This window comes from Streptomyces sp. NPDC015346, assembly GCF_043078785.1.
Taxonomy (GTDB): Bacteria; Actinomycetota; Actinomycetes; order Streptomycetales; family Streptomycetaceae; genus Streptomyces.
In genome coordinates, this window is record NZ_JBIBTW010000003.1 from 65,010 (window position 1) to 88,056 (window position 23,047).

The 23,047-nt window shown below is 73.5% G+C and carries 20 protein-coding genes and 1 pseudogene; 5 read left to right on the forward strand and 16 right to left on the reverse strand.

Going from position 1 to position 23,047, the window contains the following annotated elements:
* Positions 1–152: 152 nt before the first annotated feature.
* Complete coding sequence (locus tag ACF06X_RS11185) at positions 153–1,739, reverse strand: alkaline phosphatase D family protein (protein ID WP_392286975.1); 1,587 nt, start codon at positions 1,737–1,739, stop codon at positions 153–155.
* 144 nt (positions 1,740–1,883) lie between these two features.
* Entirely contained in the window at positions 1,884–3,401 is a 1,518-nt protein-coding gene (locus ACF06X_RS11190) for a PLP-dependent aminotransferase family protein (protein ID WP_392287670.1), read from the reverse strand.
* 116 nt (positions 3,402–3,517) lie between these two features.
* Between ACF06X_RS11190 and ACF06X_RS11195 the strand changes: the two are divergent.
* Positions 3,518–4,354 (forward strand): annotated as a pseudogene (locus ACF06X_RS11195) (EamA family transporter); the annotation flags it as partial.
* A 42-nt stretch (positions 4,355–4,396) separates the two neighbouring features.
* On the opposite strand, the gene ACF06X_RS11200 reads toward ACF06X_RS11195, so the two are convergent.
* Positions 4,397–5,227: an alpha/beta fold hydrolase gene (locus ACF06X_RS11200; protein WP_392286976.1), complete on the reverse strand. Its 831-nt coding sequence runs from the start codon at positions 5,225–5,227 to the stop codon at positions 4,397–4,399.
* Between the two features lie 133 nt (positions 5,228–5,360).
* On the opposite strand from ACF06X_RS11200, the gene sigJ reads away from it, so the two are divergent.
* The gene (gene sigJ, locus ACF06X_RS11205; RefSeq protein ID WP_392286977.1) at positions 5,361–6,245 is read left to right on the forward strand and encodes an RNA polymerase sigma factor SigJ; all 885 of its coding nucleotides are present in this window, start codon (positions 5,361–5,363) and stop codon (positions 6,243–6,245) included.
* Between the two features lie 279 nt (positions 6,246–6,524).
* On the forward strand, positions 6,525–7,265 hold the full coding sequence (locus ACF06X_RS11210; RefSeq protein ID WP_392286978.1) for a GntR family transcriptional regulator: 741 nt from the start codon (positions 6,525–6,527) through the stop codon (positions 7,263–7,265).
* Between the two features lie 36 nt (positions 7,266–7,301).
* On the opposite strand, the gene ACF06X_RS11215 is transcribed toward ACF06X_RS11210, so the two are convergent.
* Positions 7,302–8,831 carry an ArnT family glycosyltransferase gene (locus ACF06X_RS11215; protein ID WP_392286979.1) on the reverse strand — a complete coding sequence of 510 codons (1,530 nt, stop codon included), beginning with the start codon at positions 8,829–8,831 and terminating at the stop codon, positions 7,302–7,304.
* A gap of 197 nt (positions 8,832–9,028) precedes the next feature.
* Between ACF06X_RS11215 and ACF06X_RS11220 the strand changes: the two genes are divergently transcribed.
* Complete coding sequence (locus tag ACF06X_RS11220; protein ID WP_392286980.1) at positions 9,029–9,901, forward strand: class I SAM-dependent methyltransferase; 873 nt, start codon at positions 9,029–9,031, stop codon at positions 9,899–9,901.
* A 98-nt stretch (positions 9,902–9,999) separates the two neighbouring features.
* On the opposite strand, the gene ACF06X_RS11225 is transcribed toward ACF06X_RS11220, so the two are convergent.
* Positions 10,000–11,157: an ROK family transcriptional regulator gene (locus ACF06X_RS11225; RefSeq protein WP_392287671.1), complete on the reverse strand. Its 1,158-nt coding sequence runs from the start codon at positions 11,155–11,157 to the stop codon at positions 10,000–10,002.
* Positions 11,158–11,343: 186 nt separating this feature from the next.
* Here ACF06X_RS11225 and ACF06X_RS11230 point away from each other — a divergent pair, with 186 nt between their 5' ends.
* Complete coding sequence (locus ACF06X_RS11230) at positions 11,344–11,781, forward strand: hypothetical protein (protein ID WP_392286981.1); 438 nt, start codon at positions 11,344–11,346, stop codon at positions 11,779–11,781.
* On the opposite strand, the gene mug is transcribed toward ACF06X_RS11230, so the two are convergent.
* The 11 genes from mug to bioB form a co-directional block, all read right to left on the reverse strand.
* Entirely contained in the window at positions 11,759–12,352 is a 594-nt protein-coding gene (gene mug, locus ACF06X_RS11235) for a G/U mismatch-specific DNA glycosylase (RefSeq protein ID WP_392287672.1), read from the reverse strand. The genes ACF06X_RS11230 and mug overlap by 23 nt on opposite strands.
* A complete protein-coding gene (gene purB, locus ACF06X_RS11240; protein ID WP_392286982.1) occupies positions 12,349–13,788 on the reverse strand; it encodes an adenylosuccinate lyase in 1,440 nt (479 codons plus the stop codon). The genes mug and purB overlap by 4 nt, the downstream gene beginning before the upstream one ends.
* A gap of 132 nt (positions 13,789–13,920) precedes the next feature.
* Positions 13,921–14,712 carry an SGNH/GDSL hydrolase family protein gene (locus ACF06X_RS11245; RefSeq protein WP_392286983.1) on the reverse strand — a complete coding sequence of 264 codons (792 nt, stop codon included), beginning with the start codon at positions 14,710–14,712 and terminating at the stop codon, positions 13,921–13,923.
* Between the two features lie 147 nt (positions 14,713–14,859).
* Positions 14,860–15,879, reverse strand: a complete 1,020-nt coding sequence (locus ACF06X_RS11250) for a hemolysin family protein (RefSeq protein WP_392286984.1) — start codon at positions 15,877–15,879, stop codon at positions 14,860–14,862.
* Complete coding sequence (locus ACF06X_RS11255) at positions 15,876–17,213, reverse strand: hemolysin family protein (protein WP_392286985.1); 1,338 nt, start codon at positions 17,211–17,213, stop codon at positions 15,876–15,878. The genes ACF06X_RS11250 and ACF06X_RS11255 overlap by 4 nt, the downstream gene beginning before the upstream one ends.
* 162 nt (positions 17,214–17,375) lie before the next feature.
* The gene (locus tag ACF06X_RS11260; RefSeq protein ID WP_392286986.1) at positions 17,376–17,813 is read right to left on the reverse strand and encodes a GNAT family N-acetyltransferase; all 438 of its coding nucleotides are present in this window, start codon (positions 17,811–17,813) and stop codon (positions 17,376–17,378) included.
* 130 nt (positions 17,814–17,943) lie between these two features.
* On the reverse strand, positions 17,944–18,609 hold the full coding sequence (locus ACF06X_RS11265; protein ID WP_392286987.1) for a class I SAM-dependent methyltransferase: 666 nt from the start codon (positions 18,607–18,609) through the stop codon (positions 17,944–17,946).
* A 74-nt stretch (positions 18,610–18,683) separates the two neighbouring features.
* Complete coding sequence (locus tag ACF06X_RS11270) at positions 18,684–19,028, reverse strand: VOC family protein (RefSeq protein WP_392286988.1); 345 nt, start codon at positions 19,026–19,028, stop codon at positions 18,684–18,686.
* Positions 19,029–19,065: 37 nt separating this feature from the next.
* Entirely contained in the window at positions 19,066–19,806 is a 741-nt protein-coding gene (gene bioD / locus ACF06X_RS11275; protein ID WP_392286989.1) for a dethiobiotin synthase, read from the reverse strand.
* Between the two features lie 533 nt (positions 19,807–20,339).
* Positions 20,340–21,620 (reverse strand): adenosylmethionine--8-amino-7-oxononanoate transaminase, encoded by a 1,281-nt coding sequence (locus ACF06X_RS11280; RefSeq protein ID WP_392286990.1) that lies wholly within the window; start codon positions 21,618–21,620, stop codon positions 20,340–20,342.
* Positions 21,613–22,947, reverse strand: a complete 1,335-nt coding sequence (gene bioB, locus ACF06X_RS11285; protein ID WP_392286991.1) for a biotin synthase BioB — start codon at positions 22,945–22,947, stop codon at positions 21,613–21,615. Before bioB ends, ACF06X_RS11280 begins: the two co-directional genes overlap by 8 nt.
* Positions 22,948–23,047: the final 100 nt, after the last annotated feature.

Sequence of the window (23,047 nt, forward strand, 5' to 3'; positions counted from 1 at the left end):
TCACGAACGCCTTGTGACTGACGGGTTAAGCGCCGATCTGGGGCCTTAGTGGCTGATTTTTTCCGGTTGGGTCAGACACTGATCGGCCCCTTGCCGGAGTGCTGTCCGCAGGCGTCGGGCTCCGACCGCTCCCCCCGACCGCCCCCCGCCGCTCACTGGCCGACGCGCCCCGGCTGAAGCACCTTGCTGAACAGGACCGTTCCGCCCTCCGCGCGCAGCCGGACGGTCAGCTCGCCGCTGCCACCGTCGATGTCGACCTCGCCGAAGTACTGCGGACTCTCCATCGGCGAGAGGTTCGCCCGCTCCGGCGCGCGGACGAAGACCCGCTCGGGGCCGAAGGTGGCGTCCAGCCCGCTCGCCGGGAAGCCGCCCGCGGCCAGCGGCCCGGAGACGAACTCCCAGAACGGCGCGAAGTCCTGGAAGGCCGCCCGCTCCGGCGCGTAGTGCTGCGCCGAGGTGTGGTGCACATCGGCGGTCAGCCACACCGTGCCCGTGATCCGGCGGTGCTTGACGAACCGCAGCAGCTCGGCGATCTGGAGCTCCCGGCCGAGCGGGGCGCCCGGGTCGCCCTGCGCGATCGCCTCGAAGTCCGCCGCCCCGTCCGGGACGACCAGGCCGAGCGGCATGTCGGCGGCGAGCACCTTCCACACCGCCCGCGAGCGGCTCAGCTCCCGCTTGAGCCAGGCGAGCTGCTCCGCGCCCAGGATGCCGGTGGTGTCGTCGGCCTGCCGGCCGGGGGAGTTGGCGTTCCGGTACGAGCGCATGTCCAGGACGAAGACGTCCAGCAGGGGGCCGTAGCGCACCACCCGGTGCATCCGGCCCTCGACCGACCCACCGCGCGCGTGGAGCGTGGACACCGGCACGTACTCGGCGAACGCCCGCTTGGCGCGGGCCGCGAGCACGTCCACGTCCTTCTCGGTGTAGCGCGGGTCGTCCAGGATCTGCCCGGGGTACCAGTTGTTGCGGACCTCGTGGTCGTCCCACTGCACGATCGACGGCACCTGGGCGTTGAAGGCGCGCACATGGTGGTCCAGGAGGTTGTAGCGGAAGTTGCCGCGGTACTCGTCGAGCGTCTCGGCGACCTTCGACTTCTCCGGCGTCGTGACGTTCCGCCAGATCCGGCCGTCCGGCAGCGTCACGCTCGGCTGGATGACACCGTCCGCGTAGATCGCGTCACCACTGCACAGGAAGAAGTCCGGGTTCAGCCGGCGCATCTCCTCGTACGCCCGGAAGCCGCCGATGTCCGGGTTGATGCCCCAGCCCTGCCCGGCGATGTCCCCCGACCAGAGGAAGCGCACCCCGTCGCGGCGCCGCGCCGGAGCGGTACGGAAGGTGCCGACGACCGGTTCGCCGGTACGCCGGGGGTCGTCCGGGTCGGCGAGCGTGACCCGGTAGTGGATCTGCTCGCCCGGCGGGAGCCCGCGCAGCGCGGTCGTCCCGGTGAAGTCGCCGTCGGCGCCCAGCAGCGGGCCCTGGTGGCGGTGGACGCGGCGGAACGACTCGCTCGCCGAGGTCTCCACGATCATCCGCGCCGGCCGGTCCGAGCGGACCCACACCAGACCCGACGAGCCGGTGACGTCCCCCGTCTGCACGCCCCAGGCGGCCCTCGGCCGCCCCGACAGAGCCAGCGCCGGGGCCGCGGCCGCGCCGCCGCCCAGGGCGAGCGCCGCGGACGCGGCCATCGAGCCGCGCAGCACACTGCGGCGGGCGGGGGACGGGCCGGGGATGCGGTCGGACATCGAGGTGCCTCCTGGTGCCGGGGTCGGACGGGTCCTTCGTACCGCCCCATGCCTAACGGCAGAGGACGGCGCTCACACGAACCCCGCGTGAACACACCGGGGGCACCACACCCTCGGACCGTTCGGCTCCCGCCCCCTGCCGCTCTACCGCCCCACCGCCTCCGCGACCAGCCGCACGCCCCGCGCGATCTCGGACGGGGTCAGATGGGCGTACCCGATGACCAGCCGGACGACTCCGTCCGCAGGCCGCGCCGTCCCGTACTCCTCCAGCGGACGCAGGGCCACCCCGGCGGACGCGGCCCGCTCCACGAAGCGCGAGGTCGGGCCGTGACGCCGGGGCACGCGCGCGATGATGTGCAGCCCGGCCGCGATCCCGCTCACCCCGGTGCCCGGGAAGTGCTCCTCCAGGGCCGCCACCAGGGCGTCCCGCCGCTCCCGGTACGCGCGCTGACAGCGCCGCAGCTGCCGGTCGTAGCCGCCGCGTGTCACGAACTCCGCGAGTAGTGCCTGGTCCAGGGCCGGATTGCCCAGATCCATCGTCCGCTTGCGCTCCACGACCTCCGCCACCAAGGCCTCCGGCACCAGCATCCAGCCGAGCCGCAGCCCGGGGGCGAGCGACTTGCTCACCGAGCCGGTGTACGCGACCCGTTCCGGATCGAGTCCCTGCAGCGCGCCGACCGGCGCCCGGTCGTAGCGGAAGTCGCCGTCGTAGTCGTCCTCCAGGATGTAGCCGTCCACCGCCCGGGCCCAGTCCAGCAGCGCGGCCCGGCGGGCGGCGGAGTACGCGATCCCGGACGGGAACTGGTGCGAGGGGGTCGTCACCACCGCCCGTACGCCCGACGCGGTGAGCGGGCCCGGGAGCAGCCCCTCCTCGTCCATCGGCAGCCACCGGGTGTCCATGCCGGTGGACGCGAACAGGCGGCCGTGCTCCGGGCTGCCCGGATCCTCGATGCCGACCGTCCTCAGCCCCCGCGCCCGCAGGACGAAGCCGAGGAGCGTCGACGCCTGCGCCACCCCCGAGCACACCACGAGCCGTTCGGGATCGGCCACCACCCCGCGCCGCCGCGCCAGCATCCCCGCCAGCGCCGTCCGCAGCTCCGGCAGCCCGCGCGGATCGGGGTAGCCGAGCGCCCGGTGGGGCAGCCGGGCCAGGACCGACCGCTGGACGGCCGCCCAGGCCGCCCGGGGGAACAGCGCCAGGTCCGGCGTGCCGGGGTGGAAGTCGACCCGCACGCCGGGCGCGCGTGGCGCCAGATCCCGGGCGGGCTGCGAGGCGGCCGCCCGGACGGCGTCGCCCACCCACGTGCCCGAGCCCCGGTCGCTGCGCAGATAGCCCTCGGCGGTGAGCTGTTCGTACGCCTCCGTCACCAGGCCCCGTGAGACACCGAGGTCGGCGGCCAGCTCGCGGCTCGACGGCAGCCGGGTCCCGGCCGTCAGACGGCCCGTGCGCACCGCTTCGCGCAGCGCCTCCTGAAGCGCCCTCCCACGCCGCCGCGCCGGGGCCGCCGCGGCCGGGAGCAGCAGCTCCCAGGCCGGCTGCCCGCCCCACGGAACGCCGGAAGCCACGCCCGGGCCGTTCCCCGGAGCGCTCCCGCGCGCCTCCGGAGCCGTCGCCGAAGTCCCCTCGGCGGGCTGGGCGTTCCCCGGAGCGCTCCCGCGCATCCCCGGGGCCGTCGCCGAAGTCGCCTCCGCCGGCCCCGCGTTCCCCGAAGTGGTCCCCGAAGTCGTCATGGAAGTGGACCTTAAACCGGACCGCCCGCGTTCCTAGCGTCAGGAGCATGAACGCGAACTCCCTGCGCGGGGCGCTCCTCGTGACCCTCGCCTACGCCCTCGTCGGCGCCTCCTTCACCGCCAACAGCCTCCTCGGCGACTACCCGTACGCCGGTGGCCAGGCCCTGCGCTACGGCGCCGCCTGTCTGCTCCTGCTGCCTCTCCTCGGCCCGGCCGGGCTCGCTCCGCTCCGCGCGCTGACCGCCCGCCACTGGGTCCGCCTGACCCTGCTCGCCGCCGTCGGCATGGTCGGCTTCAACCTCGCGGTCCTCGCCGCCGAACAGACCGCCGAGCCCGCCGTCCCCGGTGTCCTGGTCGGCTGCGCCCCGGTCGTGGTCGCCGTCCTCGTCCCGCTCCTGGAGGGGCGCAGGCCCAGCCGCCCGGTGCTCTACGGCGCCCTCCTGGTCGCCGCCGGCGCGTTCACGGTGCAGGGATGGGGCCGTACCGACCAGGCCGGCCTCCTCTACTCCGTAGGAGCACTGGCGGGCGAAGTCGGCTTCACCGTCCTCGCCGTACCCGTGCTGCGCCCGCTCGGGCCGAAGCTGCTCACGGCCGTGGTCTGCGGCGTCGCCGCCGTCGAGTCGGCCCTGCTCGGTCTCGTCGTCGACGGCGGCGCGTTCCTGCGGCTGCCGACGGCCGTGGAGACGGGCGCGCTGGTCTGGCAGGCCGCCCTCGCGACGGTCGTCGGTTTCGTCCTCTTCTACATGGGGGTCCAGCGGATCGGCATGGAACGGGCGACTCTCTTCACCGGTGCGATCCCGGTCGCCGCCGCCCTGACCGCGGTGCTCGTCTCGACCGGGGGCTTCGGCCTGCCGCAGGCCGCGGGCAGTGTGCTGGTGGGGGCCGGGGCCGCCCTGGGCACCGGCCTGTTCACCCGCGCGGGCCGGTCAGCGGCTGCCGTCCAGGATGACCCGCGCGACAAGAGCCGGATCGTCGTTCATGGGGACATGGCCGCAGCCCGGCAGTCGCACCAGCCGGGCACCGGGGATGGTCCGCTTGGCCCGGATGCCCTGACGGCGCAGCAGCAGCCGGTCGCGGGTGCCCCAGGCGATGGTGACGGGCACGGCGGGCACGTCGTCGGCGAACAGCACGTTCCGGCCGGCCTCCAGGGTCTGACGGAAGCCGGTGGCGCCCCGCAGGGCGAGCGTCTCGGCGACCGCCGCCTCGGGTGAGCGGCGCGCGGGGCGGGCGTAGATCGTGCTGGTCAGCGCGGTCCGCCCGGCGGCGCTGCGGGACAGTCGCTCGATCAGCGGCACGGGCATCGACCGCGCGGCGGCCCGCATCGCGAGCAGGGTTCCGAAGGCGTACCGCCGCTCGCTCTCCGACCAGAACCCGGCGGGGGAGAGCGCGGTCACCGAGCGTACGAGCTTTTCCTTGCCGAGTTGGAGGGAGAGCAGCCCGCCCAGCGAGTTGCCGGCCACATGCGGCCGCTCGACGCCGAGGGCCGCGCAGAAGGCGCCGAGCACCGGCACGACGGTCGACAGGTCGTAGGCGCAGCCCTCCGGGAGGGCGGCCGAGGCGCCGAACCCCGGCAGGTCGACGGCTATGACATCGCGTTCGGCGGCGAGGATGTCGAGGACCGGCTCCCAGGCCTGCCAGTGGTGCCCGATGCCGTGGAGCAGCAGCAACGGTTCGCCCGCGCCCCGGCGTTCGTAGGCGACGGACACCGTGCGCGGCCCGCGTGGGGACGCGGTCGTGAACGAGATCTGTGCGGACATGCGCCGGCTCCCTGTTGTCGACCCCTGGCACCTCTTAGACGCCCTGTCAGCAAGAATTACCGTTCAGTAGCGACGAGTTCAAGGGCCGGGACAGAACTGGACAGCTCCCTCCCCGGTCGGCTGGGATGGGAGCGTGGCGACCGAAACAGCGACAGACCTCTTCGAAGAACACCGCCCGCTGCTCACCGGCGTGGCCTACCGCATGCTCGGCCGCGCCGCCGACGCCGAGGACGTGGTCCAGGACGCCTGGCTGCGCTGGTCGGCGGCCGACCGCGCGGACGTCCGCGAACCCCGCGCCTACCTCGTCCGCGTCACCACCCGGCTCGCCCTGGACCGGCTCCGCCAGGCCCAGGCGCGCCGCGAGTCCTACGTGGGCCCCTGGCTGCCCGAACCCGTCGTCACCGACTTCGGTCCCGCCGTCCCCGACACGGCCGAACGCGCCATGCTCGCCGACTCCGTCTCGCTCGCCGTCCTCGTCGTCCTCGAATCCCTCTCGCCGCTGGAACGTGCCGTCTTCGTCCTCCGCGAGGCCTTCGGCTTCCCCTACGGGGAGATCGCCACCGCCCTCGACCGCTCCGAGGCCGCCGTCCGCCAGCTCGCCGCCCGCGCCCGCCGCCATGTCGACGAGGGCAGGCCGCGCTACGACGTCGACCCGGCCGAGCGCCGCGCCCTCACCGAACGCTTCCTCGCCGCGGCGGCCGGCGGGGACCTGGAGCAGCTCCTGACCCTCCTCGCCCCGGACGTACGCCTCGTCGGCGACAGCGGCGGCAAGGCCAAGGCGCCGCTGCGGGTCATGCACTCCGCGGACAAGGTCGGCCGCTTCCTCGCCGCCGTCGCCCAGGGCACCGAGAGCGCGTACGAGCTCCGCTTCGTGGAGGTCAACGGAGCCCCCGCCGTGCTCACGCTCGCCGACGGCAGGCCGGACTCGCTCTTCCAGATCGAGGTACGGGACGGGCGCGTCCAGTGTGTCTACATCGTGCGCAACCCCGACAAGCTGCACGCGCTGAACCTCGGCTGACCCGCTCCGGCCACGCGGTGCCCCATCTCCGGCAGCGGAGGCGGGGCGCTCTGGCGCGCACGGCGTGCGTGCAGCCGCGCACGGCGCACGTACGGCTCACGGCGGCGCGAACGTCCTGTGAACGATCTCCGCCGGAGCCCCATGTCCACGGGCATCCGGCGGATGATTGGTCTTGACCAAGGGGGTGTGCCGACTTATGGTCGCAGAGTTAGTGCAGGAACCTTTAATAAACAAGGGCGCGGAACACCGCCGGGGACACGGCGATTGCGGAGGATCAGGGTGGGGACCACGCAGCTGGAATCGGTGCCGGAGCCGAAGTACTGGCACCTCAAGACCGTGATCGGCGAGGCGCTCGACTCCGACTTCGCGGTCGGCGAGATCCTCCCCAACGAGCGGGAGCTCGCCGCGCGCTTCGGCGTCGCCCGGGCGACGCTCCGTCAGGCCCTGGAGCAGCTGGAGCTGGAGGGCCGCCTGCAGCGCCGTCGCGGCGTCGGCACGACCGTCGCCCCGCCACGCGTGGGCGTCGACGTCTCCACCACCCAGCACACCTGGCCCGGCGTCGCCGAGGAGACCTGGCAGTCCATGGACGCCTCCCGCGCCGTGGCACCCCCCGCCGTGGCACGGCTCCTGGACATCGAGCCCGACGAGCAGGTCCACGTGGTGCGCCGGCTGCGCGTCACGCACGGGCAGCCGGTCGCGGCCGAGCTGCTCTACGTGCCGTCCGGCTCGGTTCCCGAGCTGACCCCCACCGACACCCCGACCGGCCCGGCCCGCGCCCGCGTCGTGCTGCGCGAACTCCAGCGCCTCGCCCTGGACGGCCAGGACCGCGCCGTCGAACTCGGCTCCGCCCGCGCCGACGACGCCAGGGAACTGGACCGCCTGCCCGGCGCCCCGGTCCTCGTCGTGACCACCCGCTACCTCTCGGAGGGCCGCACGGCGGCGGTCTCCGTGGCCACCTACCGCGCCGACACCTGCCGCCTGACCTTCGGCGACTCGGGCGACCTGGTGATGGCCTCCTGACGCCCTGACCGTCCGACCCCTCGGACGGCCGAGGTCTCAGCCTGTCGGACTCCGGGAGACCCCGGGCGACACGTAGGCCCGCAGACCGGTCCGATGGCCCAGGTCCGGGAGTGGATGGACGCGCCACTCGCGGGCGTACGCGGGGGGCCGTCCGTTGCCCGAGACGAGGACCGCGACGGGCTGCTCGAGGGCCGTGGCGGCGAGGGCCTGCGGCGTGATGCTTCCGTCGTGACCGCCCGGCTGACGGGAGGCGCAGCCGGTACGGAACGCGACCCGGATCGCCTCCTCGCCGCTGATCACGCACGGCGGGCGGACGCCCTGGGCGCGTAGTTCCGCCGCGATCCGGGTGAGGTCCACGGTGTCCCGCCGTACCCGGTTCGCCACCCCGACGACGAGGGCGTACTGGATCGCCAGGTGGGCGACGACGGCCACGACGACGAGGCCCACCGTGGTGCGCCGCCACCGGAGCGGGGAGAGACACAGCCAGAGCAGGCACTGGGCCACGGGCAGGGCCAGCAACGCGTAGGCCGGGAGCAGGAAACGGGGCGCCGCGTATCCGACGGTGAACAGGTACGGCGCCGCCAGCGCCGCCCCCACCGCCGTGGCCAGGAGGATCGGCGTGCGGCTCCGGGCGCGGACGGCGGACAGCACGCCGCCCGCCACGAACAGTGGCAGCGCGAGGAACCACAGGGCGGAGGCGGGGTACCGCCAGGGCACGTCGCAGGGCCGGCACAGCGCCCGGCCGCCCAGGGCCCGCACGTGGTCGTCGACGGAGAAGTACCAGCCGAGGTGGCCCTGGATCTCGCTGGCCCGCCGCAGCCGGGCGGCGAGGCCGCCGTAGTGGACGTATGCCTCGATCACCCACTCGGCGCATCCGACCGTCACGCCGGCGGCCGCCACCAGGACCAGCAGACCCCTGCGGCGCGTACGCGGCATCGCCAGGGCCGCCACGACGAGGGCCAGGGTCAGCCACACCGCGTCGGTCGGACGCATCAGCGCGGCGAACGCCACCCCCGCGCCCATGCCGATCAGCGCGCGGCCGTCGCCGGGGTCCCGGGCGGCCCGCAGGAAACAGCCGACCGCGGCGAGGGCCCCGTAGGCGACCCAGAGGTTGGGCATCGCCTGCGAGGCGTAGAACATCGTCACCCACAGGCTCGCGAACAGCGCCCCGGCGAGCGCGAGCACGGGAGCGGGCAGCAGCCGTCGCCACACCCACAGCGCCAGGAACAGGCCACAGCCGGCCAGCACGGCCATGTACACGCGCAGCGCCGCCACGGAGGTGGTCAGCGCCGCGACCGGTGCGACGAGGTAGGTGATGCCCCGGGCCCGGGGGGCGCTGAAGAACGCCGCCGGCGCCTGGGGGCTCACCTGACTGACGTACACGGTCTCGTCCCAGCCGAGCCCGAGACCGGGCGCGACCAGGACGAGGTGGACGAGAGCGAAGGCTGCGGCGACGCCCGCGAGGAGGGGCAGCGGACGCGCGGCCGCACCGTGCGGAGAGCCGCGCTCGGGCACCGCGCGCGGCGACCGCTCCGGTGGGCCGGAGACGAATTGCGTTTCCTGCATGGCCTGGCCTCGGTCGAAGGGACGGCGGGTGACGATTCCCCGGACTGACCTCTCCACGCTGCGGCGACCACCCCGGGTCCACCACGCGGGCGGGGCACTCGGCTGAACGGTTCTCCCGAACGAGCGAGCGGGCGCGTCCCGACGCCCGTGGTTAGCATCCGACCAGGGGGCGGCCCACAGACGGCACGGAGGCCTTCATGCAGCACGGACCCGCGTCACGCCCGTCACGCCTTTCGGTGAACCGTTCACGGCTCGGCCACAAGATGGGCTACGCGCTGCGGCATCCGGAGCGAGTCGTGCCCTACCTTCGCCGGGCGGGGCGGGACAGCTGGCTGCGGCTGCGGCACCGGGGCAGCCATGTCGCCTACTACCGGGCCGTGATGGCCTCCGACACGGCCCGCAGCCCCGAGGCGGCGGTCGGTGGCGGACCTTCGTACGACCGCTGGCTGGCCATCGGACAGATGCAGTACGACTACCTGGTGGGGCACGGGCTGACGCCGCAGGACCGGATGCTGGAGATCGGCTGCGGCAACCTGCGCGCCGGCTGGCGGTTCATCGAGTACCTGGAGCCGGGCCACTACTACGGGATCGACATCTCGCCCGACATCCTCATCGAGGCCAAGAAGACGCTGGTCCGCTACGGCCTGCAGGCCAGGGTCCCCTACCTGACCCCCGTCGACGACCTGAAGCTGGACTTCCTTCCCGACGCCTGGTTCACGGTGGTGCACGCCCACAGCGTCTTCTCGCACTCGCCGGCCGATGTCATCGACGAATGCCTGGCGCACGTCGGACGCGTGCTGGCGCCCGGCGGCTTCTTCGACTTCACCTTCGACCGCACGGAGGGAGCTGAACACGACGTGCTGGGGGAGGACTTCTACTACCGTACGGAGACGCTGACGCGGCTGGCCGCGAAGCACGGCCTCGTCGCCCGCTTCATGGCCGACTGGGAACAGCTGCCCCACGGCCAGTCGAAACTCCGCGTCTCCCACCCGGCCGCCGACCCGGACGGCGAAGGCGAGCGGCCGTCCGGTCCGGCCGTGGCCGCCGACGTGCCGACGGTGGAGTCCTGAGCGCAGTGCCCTCACGGCAGTGCCCTGACCGCAGTGCCTTCACCGCAGTCCGCAGTGCTTCTGAGCCGGGCTCCGGGGCCCGTGCCGCAACCGCCCGCTCAGCGGCGGGCCGTCACCGTGGCGTCCACGGCGAAGAGCTGCTCCTCCACATGGTCCAGCGCCAGACGCAGCGCGCCCGTGCCCACGGCCGCCTCGCCCAGCATCGACAGGACCACCCGCGGGGGCCGCAGACAGAAGCGGGCCAGTTCGTCGCGCAGCGGCGGCAGGACGCCGTCCAGGCCGGCGGCCCAGCCCCCGACCACCACCAGCTCCGGGTCGAGCGCGAGCACCAGGGCCGCCACGTCGTGCACCAGACGCTGGGTGAACCGCTCCACGGCCGCCCCGGCCCTGGCGTCACCCTCACGGGCCAGCGCGAACACCTTGGCCACCGCCTGCTCGTCCAGCGGATGAAGGGGCTCGTCCGTGGTCGACAGCAGATGCTCGGGGGTGACCCCCCGGCCGAGCAGGTGCAGCGCCCCGATCTCGCCGGCCGCCCCGCCGTACCCGCGGTGCAGACGCCCGCCGATCAGCGAACCCGCGCCCGGGCTCAGCCCCGCGAGTACGAAGACGATGTCGTCGGAGTCGGTCGCCGCACCCTTCCAGTGCTCGGCGACGGCCGCCGCGTTCGCGTCGTTCTCCACCAGCACCGGGCAGCGGAACGACCGCCTCAGCCGCTCCCCGAGCGCCAGACCGGTCCAGCCGGGCAACGCGGTGCCGAGCCGTACGGTGCCGTCCGCCTCCACGATCCCCGGCGTCCCGACCCCGACCGCCCGCAGACTGGCGCGCGGGACCCCGGCCCTGCGCAGCACGTCGGCGACCACCGTACGGACCCGGTCCAGGCGCTCGTCCGCCGGAGCCGTCTCGGAGACCTCGCGGGCCCCGGCGCCGATGATCCGCCCGTCGAGGCCGGAGAGCAGCGCGGCGACCCGGTGCGGGCCGATCTCGATCCCCAGCAGGTGCCCGGCCTCCGCCCGGAAGCGGAACCTCCGGGCCGGCCGCCCCTGCCGCCGGGCCTCGCCCTCCTCGGGCGCCGCCTCGACGACGAGCCCACCGACGATCAGCCCCTCGACCACGCCCTCGACCGTGGGGCGCGACAGACCCGTGATCCGGGTCAGGTCCGTGAGCGTGAGCGCGTCGGCGCCCCGCAGAGCATGGAGTACCACGGCGGAATTGATCCGCCGCAGCAGAGACGGATCCCCGCCGGTCAGCCGCCCCACCGTCTGTCCCTCCAGCTCGCGCACATGTGTGCCGGATGGTACTCAATGACCAGGGGCGCGGCGAGCGCCGCCCTCGGTGGGCGCGGCCGCCGGAGGACACGGGCGAAGCGGCCGGTCGTGCCGGGGCGGGCGCCGTGGATTCCTGACGGAACGCCAATTGTCAGTGGGCGGCGCTTTACTGGAGCCATGACCACGGCACGCCACCTGGCAGCGATCGACTTACTCCGCTCCCGCGCCTTCCCCGAGGCGCCGGGCCGGACGGAGCTGGGCGACAGCGGCCCGGGCTTCCACATCGCGGAGCTCGCCACCAGCGAGGACTTCTGGGAGGACGACGGCACCCGCCGTTCCGAGGTCGCCGACCAGTACGAAGCGGAACGGGACGCGCTGTCGGTGTTGCTGGCGGCCCGCTGGGGGCCGCCGCGGACCATGGAGCTCTGGTCCCTTCTGGAGCGCGGCATGGCGGGCGAGGACATACCGGAGCCCTGGTCCTCGCTGAGCGGCCACACGCCCGACCTGCATATGTGGCGGGTGGAGGGGCGGTGGACCGCCCTGGGCGTCTCGAACTGCGACAAGGAGCTGCCCTTCCAGCTCCTCGCCGTCGTCACGACGGTCGACCCACCCTGACCGGCCCGCCCGGCCCCCGTCGATCCTGCACCCCCGCCGCCTCCCGCAGCCGGGCGAACTCCTCCGCCATCGCGCCCACCGTCCAGTGCGCGTTGAGCCCGCTCGGATTGGGCAGGACCCAGATCCGGGTCTCCCCGATGGTCCGCTCCTGCGGGCCGACGACGGCACGGCGCTCCCCGAACGCCGTGCGGTACGCGGTGATGCCGACGACCGCCAGCCACCGCGGCCGAAGCCGCTCCACCCGCTCGGTCAGCAGCCTGCCGCCCTCGCGGAACTCCTCGTCGCTCACCTCGTCGGCCCGCGCGCTCGCCCGTGCCACCACGTTCGTGATGCCGAGACCGTACGAGAGCAACTCCTCCTGCTCCGACGGCTTCAGCCGGCGCGGCGTGAAGCCGGACAGCTCCAGCACCGGCCAGAACCGATTGCCCGGGCGCGCGAAGTGGTGGCCGGTGGCCGCCGACATCAGCCCCGGATTGATCCCGCAGAAGAGCACGGAAAGGCCGCCCGCGACCACGTCGGGGACGACACGGTCGCGAGCGGCCTCGAGCTCCCGGGGCGAGAACCCGGTCAGAGGATCGCCCCCGGGGTGTACGCGGCGGCCTCGGGGTGCCGCTTGACGATCTCCTCGATACGGGAGACCACCGCCGCGACCTGGTCGGCGGCGGCGCCGGTGAACGACAGCTTGTCCGCCATCAGCGCGTCGAGCTGCGCCCGGTCCAGCGGGATCCGCTCGTCGGCGGCCAGCTTGTCGAGGAGCTCGTTGCGCTCGGCGCCCTGCTCGCGCATGGCGAGGGCGGAGGCGACGGCGTTCTCCTTGATGGCCTCGTGGGCGAGCTCGCGGCCCACCCCGGCGCGGACCGCACCCATCAGGACCTTGGTGGTGGCCAGGAAGGGGAGGTAGCGGTCGAGCTCACGGGCCACGACGGCCGGGAAGGCGCCGAACTCGTCGAGCACGGTCAGGAAGGTCTCCAGGAGACCGTCGAGGGCGAAGAACGCGTCCGGCAGCGCCACCCGGCGGACCACCGAGCAGGAGACGTCACCCTCGTTCCACTGGTCGCCGGCCAGCTCGCCGGTCATCGACGCGTAGCCGCGCAGGATCACCATGAGGCCGTTCACGCGCTCGCAGGAGCGGGTGTTCATCTTGTGCGGCATCGCGGAGGAGCCGACCTGGCCGGGCTTGAAGCCCTCGGTGACCAGTTCGTGGCCGGCCATCAGACGGATCGTCTTGGCGACCGAGGAGGGAGCGGCGGCCAGCTGGACGAGCGCGGTGACGACGTCGTAGTCGAGCGAGCGGGGGTAGACCTGGCCCACCGAGGTGAAGGCGTGCGCGAAGCCGAGGTGACCGGCGATGCGCTGCTCGAGCTCCGCCAGCTTGGCCGCGTCGCCGCCGAGCAGGTCGAGCATGTCCTGCGCGGTGCCGACCGGGCCCTTGATGCCGCGCAGCGGGTAGCGCGCGAGCAGCTCCTCAAGGCGGCCGTAAGCGACGAGCAGCTCGTCGGCGGCCGTGGCGAAACGCTTGCCGAGCGTCGTGGCCTGGGCGGCGACGTTGTGGGAGCGGCCGGCCATGACCAGCTCGGCGTACTCCCCGGACAGCTTGCCGAGGCGGGCCAGGACCGCGACGGCGCGGTCGCGCATCAGCTCGAGGGAGAGCCGGATCTGCAGCTGCTCGACGTTCTCGGTGAGGTCGCGGGAGGTCATGCCCTTGTGGACGTGCTCGTGACCGGCGAGAGCGTTGAACTCCTCGATGCGGGCCTTCACGTCGTGCCGGGTGACCTTCTCGCGCTCGGCGATGGAGGCGAGGTCGACCTGGTCGAGCACGCGCTCGTAGTCGGCGAGGGCCGCGTCCGGAACCTCGATCCCGAGGTCCTTCTGGGCACGCAGGACGGCGAGCCACAGCCGGCGCTCCAGCTTCACCTTCTGCTCGGGGGACCAGAGGACGGCGAGCTCCGCGGAGGCGTAGCGGCCGGCCAGGACATTGGGGATACGGGGCTTCGCAGCAGCAGTCACGTGACCAGATTCTACTGGCGGTTTCTGCAGGCCAGCGCCACGGCCGGGTTCGTCTCTTGCTACGAGACGCCGGTCACGCCCGTCACGCCCCTCACCCGTCACGCCCCTCACACCGTCACGCCCCTCACCCCGTCACGCCTGCCCCTCCGGCTGCGCAGGCACGTACGGGAGCAGGTCCGGGCGTTTGGCCGGGCGGCCGTCGCCGGAGGAGCGGCCGGTGAGGCGGCGTCCGATCCACGGGCCGAGGTGCTCCCTGGCGAAGCGCGCGTCACCGACCCGCCGGGTCATCCAGCCCGGGGCCACGGCCGGCGGCAGCGGCGCCCGCCAGTCGTCCTCGGGGTCCATCCCCAGGGCCTGCCACACGGCCTCGGCCACCCGCCGGTGCCCCTCGCCGGTCAGGTGGAGCCGGTCGACGTCCCACATCCGCTGGTCGCCGAGGGCCGGGGCTCCGTACAGGTCGACCACCAGGGCGCCGTGCCGGGCGGCGAGCTCGTCGACGTACCCGAAGAGCTCCTCCATGCGGGGCCGGAAGCGCTCCATCACCGGGCCGTCGCGGCCGGGGCTGCGCATCAGCACGAGCCGCCCGCAGGACGGTGCCAGCTTCTCGACCGCCTCGGTGAGCAGCGCCCGGACCCGTCCCATGTCGCACTTCGGGCGCAGGGTGTCGTTCAGGCCGCCGACCAGGGTCACCACGTCCGCCTTCATGGCGGCGGCCACGTCCACCTGCTCCTCGACGATCTGTCCGATGAGTTTTCCCCGTACCGCGAGGTTGGCGTACCGGAAATCGGGCGTACGGGCGGCGAGCCGGGCCGCGAGGAGGTCAGCCCAGCCCCGGTAGGTCCCGTCGGGCAGTCGGTCCGACATGCCCTCGGTGAAGCTGTCGCCCACGGCGACAAGACTGGTGTAGGTGGCATTCATCTCCATGGCGGGAGAGATCATACCGCGCGGTATGCGAAGGGGGAGAACGCGGCGAAGGAGCACGCGCCGGAGCCCGGGGCGACAGTGCGCCCCGGGCTCCAGCACGTGCGGTGATGCGCGGTGATGTGCGGTGATGTGGTGACAGCCGGTGTCCTACGACGCCGCCGGGCGCCCCACCAGCTTGCGCAGCACGTCCTCCATCGTGACGAGCCCGGCCAGCTTGCCGTCCTCGTCCAGGACCGCCGCCAGGTGCGTACGGCTGCGGCGCATCGCCGTCAGCACGTCGTCCATCGGCGTGGCCGCCCGCACCCGGGCGATCGGCCGGAGCGCCGACACCGGGAAGGGCAGATCGCGCGCTGTCGCGTCCAGGGCGTCCTTCACATGGAGGTAGCCGAGGATCCGGCGCCCCGAGTCGACCACCGGGAAGCGGGAGAAACCCGACTCCGCGGCCAGCGCCTCCAGCTCCTCCGCCGTCGTGCCGACCGCCGCGTACACGACCCGCTCCACCGGCATGACCACGTCCCGCACCGGACGACGGCCCAGCTCCAGTGCGTCGCGCAGCCGCTCCGCCGCACGGTCGTCGAGCAGCCCGGCGACGCCGGCGTCGGTGACCATCCTGGCCAGCTCGTCGTCCGAGAACGTCGCCGAGACCTCGTCCCTCGTCTCCACCCGCAACAGCTTGAGCAGCGCGTTGGCGAAGGCGTTGATTGCGAAGATCACGGGCCGCAGCGCCCGCGCGACGGCCACCAGCGGCGGGCCGAGAAGCAGCGCGGTCCGCGTCGGCTCGGCCAGGGCGATGTTCTTCGGCACCATCTCGCCGAGCAGCATGTGCAGATACGTCGCCACCGCCAGCGCGATCACGAACGAGATCGGGTGCACCAGGCCGTGCGGCACGCCGACCGCGTCGAAGGCCGGCTCCAGCAGGTGCGCGATGGCCGGCTCGGCGACGATGCCGAGCACCAGGGTGCACAGCGTGATGCCGAGCTGCGCCGCGGCGAGCAGCGCGGAGACGTGCTCCAGACCCCAGATGACGCTGCGCGCCCGCCGGTTCCCGGCCTGCGCCTCGGGTTCGATCTGACTGCGGCGCACGGAGATCAGGGCGAACTCGGCGCCGACGAAGAAGGCGTTCACGACCAGGGTCAGGAAGCCGATCAGCAACTGGATCGCGGTCATCGGCCCTCCTCCCCGGCCTCGGAGTCCTGCGCGGGCGGCACGTGCATCAGCACGCGCGCGGCCCGGCGGCCCGAGGCGTCCACCACTTCGAGCCGCCAGCCGGCCAGCTCCACGCGGTCGCCGACGGCGGGGATCCGCCCCAGCTCCGTGGCGAGGACACCCGCCAGCGTCTCGTACGGGCCGTCCGGCACCCGCAGACCGATCGCCTCCAGCTGATCGGTGCGCGCCGCGCCGTCCGCGGACCAGACCTCACGGCCGTCCGCGTCGACGCCCGCCCGGGCCAGATCCGGCGTCTCGTGCGGGTCGTGCTCGTCGCGCACCTCGCCGACGACCTCCTCCACGATGTCCTCCAGCGTCACGACGCCGGCGGTGCCGCCGTACTCGTCGATCACGACGGCCATCGTCTGCTTGCCCGAAAGACGGTCGAGCAGCCGGTCCACTGTCAGCGTCTCCGGGACCAGCAGCGGCTCGCGCAGCATGTCCCCGATGCGCCGGAGCCGGCGCTGGTCGGCCGGTATGGCCAGGACGTCCTTGATGTGGGCGATGCCGACCACCGAGTCGAGGTTCCCGTGGTAGACGGGGAAGCGGGAGAGGCCGGTCGCGCGGGTCGCGTTCGCGACATCCTCGGCGGTGGCCTGCACCTCCAGCGCGGTGACCTGGACCCGCGGCGTCATCACGTTCTCCGCCGTCAGCTCGGACAGATTGAGCGTCCGCACGAAGAGCTCGGCGGTGTCCGCCTCCAGCGCGCCCTGCTTGGCGGAGTGGAGCGCCAGGGCGACCAGCTCCTGCGGGGAACGGGCCGAGGCCAGCTCCTCGGCCGGCTCCATGCCGATCCGGCGCAGGATCCGGTTCGCCGTGTTGTTGAGATGGCTGATCAGCGGCTTGAAAGCGGCCGTGAAGATCCGCTGCGGCGTGGCGACCCGCTTGGCGATCGCCAGCGGCGAGGAGATCGCCCAGTTCTTCGGGACCAGCTCGCCGACGACCATCAGGACGACGGTCGACAGGGCGGTGCCGAGGACGAGGCCCACCGAGGAGGCGACCGAGGGGGACAGGCCGAGGTCCTGGACCGGGCCGCGGATCAGCTTGGCGATCGAGGGTTCGGAGAGCATGCCGACGATCAGGTTGGTGACCGTGATGCCGAGCTGGGCGCCGGAGAGCTGGAAGGTCAGCGACCTGACGGCCTTCAGCGCACTCTCCGCGCCGCGCTCACCGCGCTCCACGGCGCGTTCGAGCTCGGACCGCTCGACCGTGGTGAGCGAGAACTCGGCCGCGACGAACGCGCCGCACGCGAGCGAGAGCGCCAGCGCCACCATGAGCAGAAGCACTTCAATCATCGGTTCACCTCCGTCCCATGATCAGTCAGGGGCACGGGGATCGCTCGATGTCGACTGGTACTGGGAGGCTCGCCCATGGGCGGACGCTCACACCTTTCGGTCGCAGGGAAATGAAACACCCATGGTAAAGGGTGGGCAAAGCAGGTCGGTGATCAGCCCTGATCAGCTCTGTGTGGCGGCCGGCAGCGGCTTGACCCAGCGGGTCCACTGCTCCTGGGGGCCGTACTCCGCCGCGCGCCAGGCGTGCTGCCCGAGGGTGTTGCGATCGAGCACCATGGCGTCCGCCCGACGTCCGCCGAGCCGTACGAAGCGCTCCTCGGCCGCCGCGAGCAGCGCCCCGCCGACGCCCCGCCGGCGATGGTCCGGATGGACGGCGAGCCGATACAGGTGACAGCGCCAGCCGTCGAACCCGGCGATCACCGTGCCGGCCAGCTCGCCGCCGCGCTCCGCGAGGATCAGGGCCTCGGGATCGCGGGCGACGAGCCGCTCGATCCCGGCACGGTCGTCGCTGATGCTGGCGCCCTCGGCGGCGACCTTCCAGAAGGCCAGCACGGCGTCGAGGTCGGCCGCCGCCGCGGCCCGGATGCGTACGTCGTTCATGGGCCGATCCCACCACCGCCCCCGGCGGCCCGTCGACCGCGTTTCGCCATGTGGGAGCGTACGTCCGTCGCCCGCCGCCCGCCGCCCGCCGCCCGCCGCCCGCCGCCTCCGGCGCCAGCCCCCTCCGCCGCTACCTTCGCCGTGCGGCTCCCAACACGCAGAAGGACGTGGGGAGTCGGGGCCCCTTCTCGGGGACGAGGAAGTCGCGGTGGGCGATCCGCTCGAACCCCGCCGCCTCGATCGCCGCGAGCGGGTCGCGGCCCGTGTGGCAGCCGCCGAACAGCAGTGGCCACACGGTCCGGTCGAGGGCCCGCTGGGTCCGGGCCATCCCGCGACCCGGCGCCACCCCGTGCTCGAAGAACCGCAGTTCGCCGCCCGGCCGCAGCACCCGGTGCAGCTCGGCGAGGGCACGCGGCACGTCCCGTACCGAGCACAGGACCAGAGAGACCACCGCCGCGTCGAAGGCCTCGCTCTTCACCGGCAGCGCCTCCGCGGCGCCCGGCACCACGTCCACCGGGACGTCCGCGCGCAGCGCGGCGTCGACCGCCAACCGCCGCAGATGCCGCTCCGGTTCGATGGCCACGACCTCGGAGACGGTACGGGGGTAGTGGGCGAAGTTCAGGCCGTTCCCCGCGCCGATCTCGATGACCCGGCCGGAGAGGCCGGACAGCAGCTCCGTACGGAGGGGGCCGATACCGCCCTTCTCGTCGGCGGAGACGCTGAACCGCGCGTAGAAGCGGGCGAAGAGGGGATGGTGGACGGCGTCCCGGGGGACCCGGGTGGAACGCGAGGGCATCGCGGACCTCCTCCGACGCTCGACGGCGCAGACGTGGACGGGGTGATTCTTCCCCGTCCCACGCCACTCACCACTCAGCCCGTCACGAAGCAGAACTCGTTGCCCTCCGGGTCGCGCATCACCTGGAAGTCACCGTGGTCGTCGGTGACGATCTCGGCGACCCGCTCCGCCCCCAGGCCGGTCGCCTCGTCGGCCGCCGCGTCAAGGCCGGGCACCTGCAGGTCCAGATGGAGCCGGTTCTTCACGGCCTTGCCCTCCGGCACCCGTTGGAACGCGATCCGGACGAACCCCGGTGGTTCGACGTACGACCAGTCGGGGCTCCGGTCGACCGGAGTCCCACCGAGGAGTCCGGCCCAGAACCGGACGAGACCCGCCGGATCGGCGCAGTCGAAGACGATCTCCTGAACCTGTGCACGCATCCGTCCACCCTACGGTTGGGGGCGCCGTTCCGCCGTTTCAGGCCCGCTCGCCGGGGGCGAACCGGGCGGTGAACCGGGTGGCGAACCCCGCCGCGTCCCACGCCCCGCCGAGCGCGGGAGCCAGCCACTCGCCCGCACGCGTCCGGAACTCCACCGGGTCCAGCGCGCCCGCACCCTCAGGGACGGCCCCGAGCAGCGGCGCCCCGGCCGCTTCCGGCAGATCCGCGAGGTTGCAGCGCGCGGCCAGATCGGGGGAGGCCGGCCAGCTGCCCACCACGACGCCCAATTGCGTGAGGCCGCGCGCCCGCAGCGCCTCGGCGGTGAGCGCGGTCGCGTTGAGCGTGCCGAGGCCGGCCGGGGCCACGACCAGGACGGGGGCGTCGAGCAGGCGGGCGGCGTCGGCGAGGGTGCCGCCGTCGTCGTCGAACCGGACCAGGAGGCCGCCCGCGCCCTCCACCAGGACCAGGTCGTGCTCGGCGGCCAGCTTCGCTGCCGCCTCGGCGACCTCCCGCGGCCCGACCGGCGCCGAACGCGCCCGCCGGGCGGCCGTGGCGGGCGCCAACGGCTCGGGGAACCGGCCCAGTTCGGCCGAGGCCGCGGCCCCGGAGAGGCGGACGACCTCGTCCGCGTCCCCTCGCTCGCCGGGCCCGAGCCCGGTCTGCGCGGGCTTGAGCACGGCGACGGACCGCCCCTGCGCGGTGGCCACGGCGGCCACGGCGGCCGTCACGATCGTCTTGCCGATCTCCGTGCCCGTACCGCTGACGACGATGACGGCCATGGTGTGTAGCGTCCTCTCTCCATGCCCACGCCTCGACGCGAGCGATCCCACCGTTCCGGTGGCCGAGCCCCGAAGGGCCCGGCCCCGGGACCGGCCTTACGTTCCCCGGCCGGATGACCCGGGGTGACCACCGGTCGCGTCGCAGTGGCCGACGGCCACCGGCGGCCGTGGCGACGCCGACCGGGTCGGTGCCCCGCTGCCGCGGCGACGCGGGCGCGGGTCGGTCACCGGCCTGCCCCGGCCGGCGGCCCGCTGCGCCGGCAGCGCGGAGCTGCCGGTGACCGGTTGCCGTGGCGGCACGGCCTGGTCGTTCACCGCTGCCGCGGCAGCGCCGACCTGTCGGTCACCCGCCGCTGCCAGCAGCGTGGTCGGGTCGGTCACCGCTGCCGCAGCGACCGCAGCAGCGTGGCCCGGTCGTTCACCGCTGTCGGAGCAGCGGCGATGGCCGTTCACCGTCACCGCTGTCGCAGTATCGGCGACGGCCGTTCACCGTCGCCGGAGCAGCGGCGACCGCAGCGACGTCTCCCGGTCCGTCAGCCCGCTGCCGCGGCCGCGCGGACCGCGGTGCAGATGCGGGACAGGTCCTCGTCTCCCGTCACGAACGGCGGCATCACGTAGATCAGGTCGCGGAACGGCCGCATCCAGACGCCCGCCCGTACCGCCGCCTCGGTCGCCGCCGTCATGTCGACCGGGTGGTCGAGCTGGACGACGCCGATCGCGCCGAGCACCCGGACGTCCCGCACACCCGGGAGTGAGGCCGCCTCCACGAGGCCCTCGCGGAGGCCCGCCTCGATGCGCTTGACCTCCACCGCCCAGTCCTGGGACAGCAGCAGGTCGATCGAGGCGCAGGCCACCGCCGAGGCCAGCGGGTTGCCCATGAACGTCGGCCCGTGCGCGAGGACCGGGACCTCGCCGCGCGAGATTCCCTCGGCCACCCGGGTCGTACACAGCGTCGCCGCCATCGACAGATAACCGCCGGTCAGCGCCTTGCCCACGCACATCACATCGGGCGAGACCCCGGCGTGGTCGGCGGCGAACAGCGCGCCGGTACGGCCGAACCCGGTCGCGATCTCGTCGAAGATCAGCAGGACGTCGTTCGCGTCGCACGCCTCCCGCAGCACCCGCAGGTACGCCGCCGAGTGGAACCGCATCCCGCCCGCGCCCTGGACCACCGGCTCCACGATCACCGCGGCCAGTTCGTCCGCGTGCGCCGCGATCCGCTCCCGCAGCAGTTCGGCGTACGACTCCTCGTACTCGACGGGCGGCGCGTCCACGAAGACCTGGCGCTGCAGGACGCCCGACCACAGCTCGTGCATCCCGCCCTCCGGGTCGCACACCGACATCGGCTGCCAGGTGTCCCCGTGGTAGCCGCCCCGCCAGGTGAGCAGCCGCTGCTTACCGGGGCGGCCCACCGAGCGCCAGTACTGCAGGCACATCTTGGCCGCGACCTCGACGGAGACCGAGCCCGAGTCGCTGAGGAAGACGTGCCGCAGCGGCTCGGGGGTGATCTCCACCAGGCGGGTGGCGAGCCGGACGGCCGGCTCATGGGTGAGCCCGCCGAACATCACGTGGCTCATCCGGTCCAGCTGGCCGCGCACCGCCTCGTTGAGCACGGGGTGGTTGTAGCCGTGGATGGCCGACCACCACGAGGACATGCCGTCGATCAACTCGTCCTGTCCGTGGACGGGTTCGGCGAGCCGGAGACGTACCCCGGACGCGGACGCGACGACCAGCGGATCCGTGCGGCCCGGCATGGGGCCGTACGGATGCCAGACGTGCGCCCGGTCCAGGGCGAGGAGCTCGCTGTTACGCATTGGGCGCGAGGTCCGTTCCGGCGCCCCGGCGGCGGACGGCCACCAGATCGGTACGGGCGTTCGGCACCTCGGCGACGGGCTCGGTCGTCGGGTCCCCGGCCTCCGGCGCGGGACCGCCGCACGGCCCACAGCCGCCGCCCGCGCCGCCCGCACCGGCCTCCGCGTGCGAGCCACAGCCACCGCCCGCACCGGCCTCCGCGTGCGAGCCACAGCCACCGCCCGCGCCCGCCTCCGTCTTCGCGTGCGAGCCACAGCCACCGCCCGCGCCCGCCTCCGTCTTCGCGTGCGAGCCGCAGCCACCGCCCGTCGCCGCGAGCGCGTCGGCCCGGTGCTCGGGCAGGGTCGTCGTGCCCGCGCCCTCCACCTCGAAGCCCGCGTCCGCGATCATGTCCAGGTCCGCCTTGCCCGCCTGGCCCTCACTCGTCAGGTAGTCGCCGAGGAAGATCGAGTTCGCCAGGTGCAGCGCCAGCGGCTGCATCGACCGCAGGTGCACCTCGCGCCCGCCCGCGATCCGCACCTCCACGTCCGGGCAGACGAACCGCACCATCGCCAGGATCCGCAGACACCGCTGCGGGGTCAGGTTCCACTCCTTGGCGAGCGGGGTGCCCTCGAACGGGATCAGGAAGTTGACCGGCACCGAGTCCGGGTCCAGCTCGCGCAGGGCGTAGACGACGTCGACCAGGTCCTCGTCGCTCTCGCCCATGCCCGCGATCAGACCCGAGCAGGCGGACAGACCGGCGGCGTGCGCCTTCTGCACCGTGTCGACCCGGTCCGCGTAGGTGTGGGTGGTGGTGATCTCCCCGTACGTCCCCTCGGACGTGTTGAGGTTGTGGTTGTACGCGTCGGCTCCGGCCTCCCGCAGCCGCTCCGCCTGGCCGTCCGAGAGCAGACCGAGGCAGGCGCAGACCTCCACGCCCTCGTTCTGTTCCTTGATCGCCTCGATGGTCTTGCCGACCCGGTCCACGTCACGGTCGGTCGGACCGCGGCCGCTCGCCACCAGGCAGACCCGCTTCGCGCCGCCCGCCACACCGGCGGCGGCCGCCTGGGACGCCTCATCCGGCTTCAGCCAGGTGTACTTGAGGATCCCGGCCGTGGAGCCGAGCCGCTGCGAACAGTAGGAGCAGTCCTCGGGGCACAGCCCCGACTTCAGATTGACCAGGTAGTTGAGCTTCACCCGCCGTCCGAACCACTGGCGGCGCACCTTGCCGGCCGCGGCCACCACATCGAGCAGTTCGTCGTCGGAGGTCGCCAGTACGGCGAGCGCTTCTTCACGGCTCGGCAGCTCGCGCCGCAGCCCCTTGTCCACCAGCGTGTTCAGCAGGTCCATAAGGGCTGATCCTGGCCTACGGCACGCCTCGGGGCCAAGGAGGATCCGAACAAACGACGCCGATTGAGGTGTGTGCATGGCCACACCCTGACCTCGGCCG

Coding starts and splice junctions, on each gene's coding strand:
- ACF06X_RS11185 (WP_392286975.1), bottom strand. CDS start 1,739: ATGTCCGACCGCATCCCCGGCCCGTCCCCCGCCCGCCGCAGTGTGCTG.
- ACF06X_RS11190 (WP_392287670.1), bottom strand. CDS start 3,401: ATGCGCGGGAGCGCTCCGGGGAACGCCCAGCCCGCCGAGGGGACTTCG.
- ACF06X_RS11200 (WP_392286976.1), bottom strand. CDS start 5,227: ATGTCCGCACAGATCTCGTTCACGACCGCGTCCCCACGCGGGCCGCGC.
- ACF06X_RS11215 (WP_392286979.1), bottom strand. CDS start 8,831: ATGCAGGAAACGCAATTCGTCTCCGGCCCACCGGAGCGGTCGCCGCGC.
- ACF06X_RS11220 (WP_392286980.1), top strand. CDS start 9,029: ATGCAGCACGGACCCGCGTCACGCCCGTCACGCCTTTCGGTGAACCGT.
- ACF06X_RS11230 (WP_392286981.1), top strand. CDS start 11,344: ATGACCACGGCACGCCACCTGGCAGCGATCGACTTACTCCGCTCCCGC.
- ACF06X_RS11245 (WP_392286983.1), bottom strand. CDS start 14,712: ATGGAGATGAATGCCACCTACACCAGTCTTGTCGCCGTGGGCGACAGC.
- ACF06X_RS11250 (WP_392286984.1), bottom strand. CDS start 15,879: ATGACCGCGATCCAGTTGCTGATCGGCTTCCTGACCCTGGTCGTGAAC.
- ACF06X_RS11255 (WP_392286985.1), bottom strand. CDS start 17,213: ATGATTGAAGTGCTTCTGCTCATGGTGGCGCTGGCGCTCTCGCTCGCG.
- ACF06X_RS11260 (WP_392286986.1), bottom strand. CDS start 17,813: ATGAACGACGTACGCATCCGGGCCGCGGCGGCGGCCGACCTCGACGCC.
- ACF06X_RS11265 (WP_392286987.1), bottom strand. CDS start 18,609: ATGCCCTCGCGTTCCACCCGGGTCCCCCGGGACGCCGTCCACCATCCC.
- ACF06X_RS11270 (WP_392286988.1), bottom strand. CDS start 19,028: ATGCGTGCACAGGTTCAGGAGATCGTCTTCGACTGCGCCGATCCGGCG.
- bioD (WP_392286989.1), bottom strand. CDS start 19,806: ATGGCCGTCATCGTCGTCAGCGGTACGGGCACGGAGATCGGCAAGACG.
- ACF06X_RS11280 (WP_392286990.1), bottom strand. CDS start 21,620: ATGCGTAACAGCGAGCTCCTCGCCCTGGACCGGGCGCACGTCTGGCAT.
- bioB (WP_392286991.1), bottom strand. CDS start 22,947: ATGGACCTGCTGAACACGCTGGTGGACAAGGGGCTGCGGCGCGAGCTG.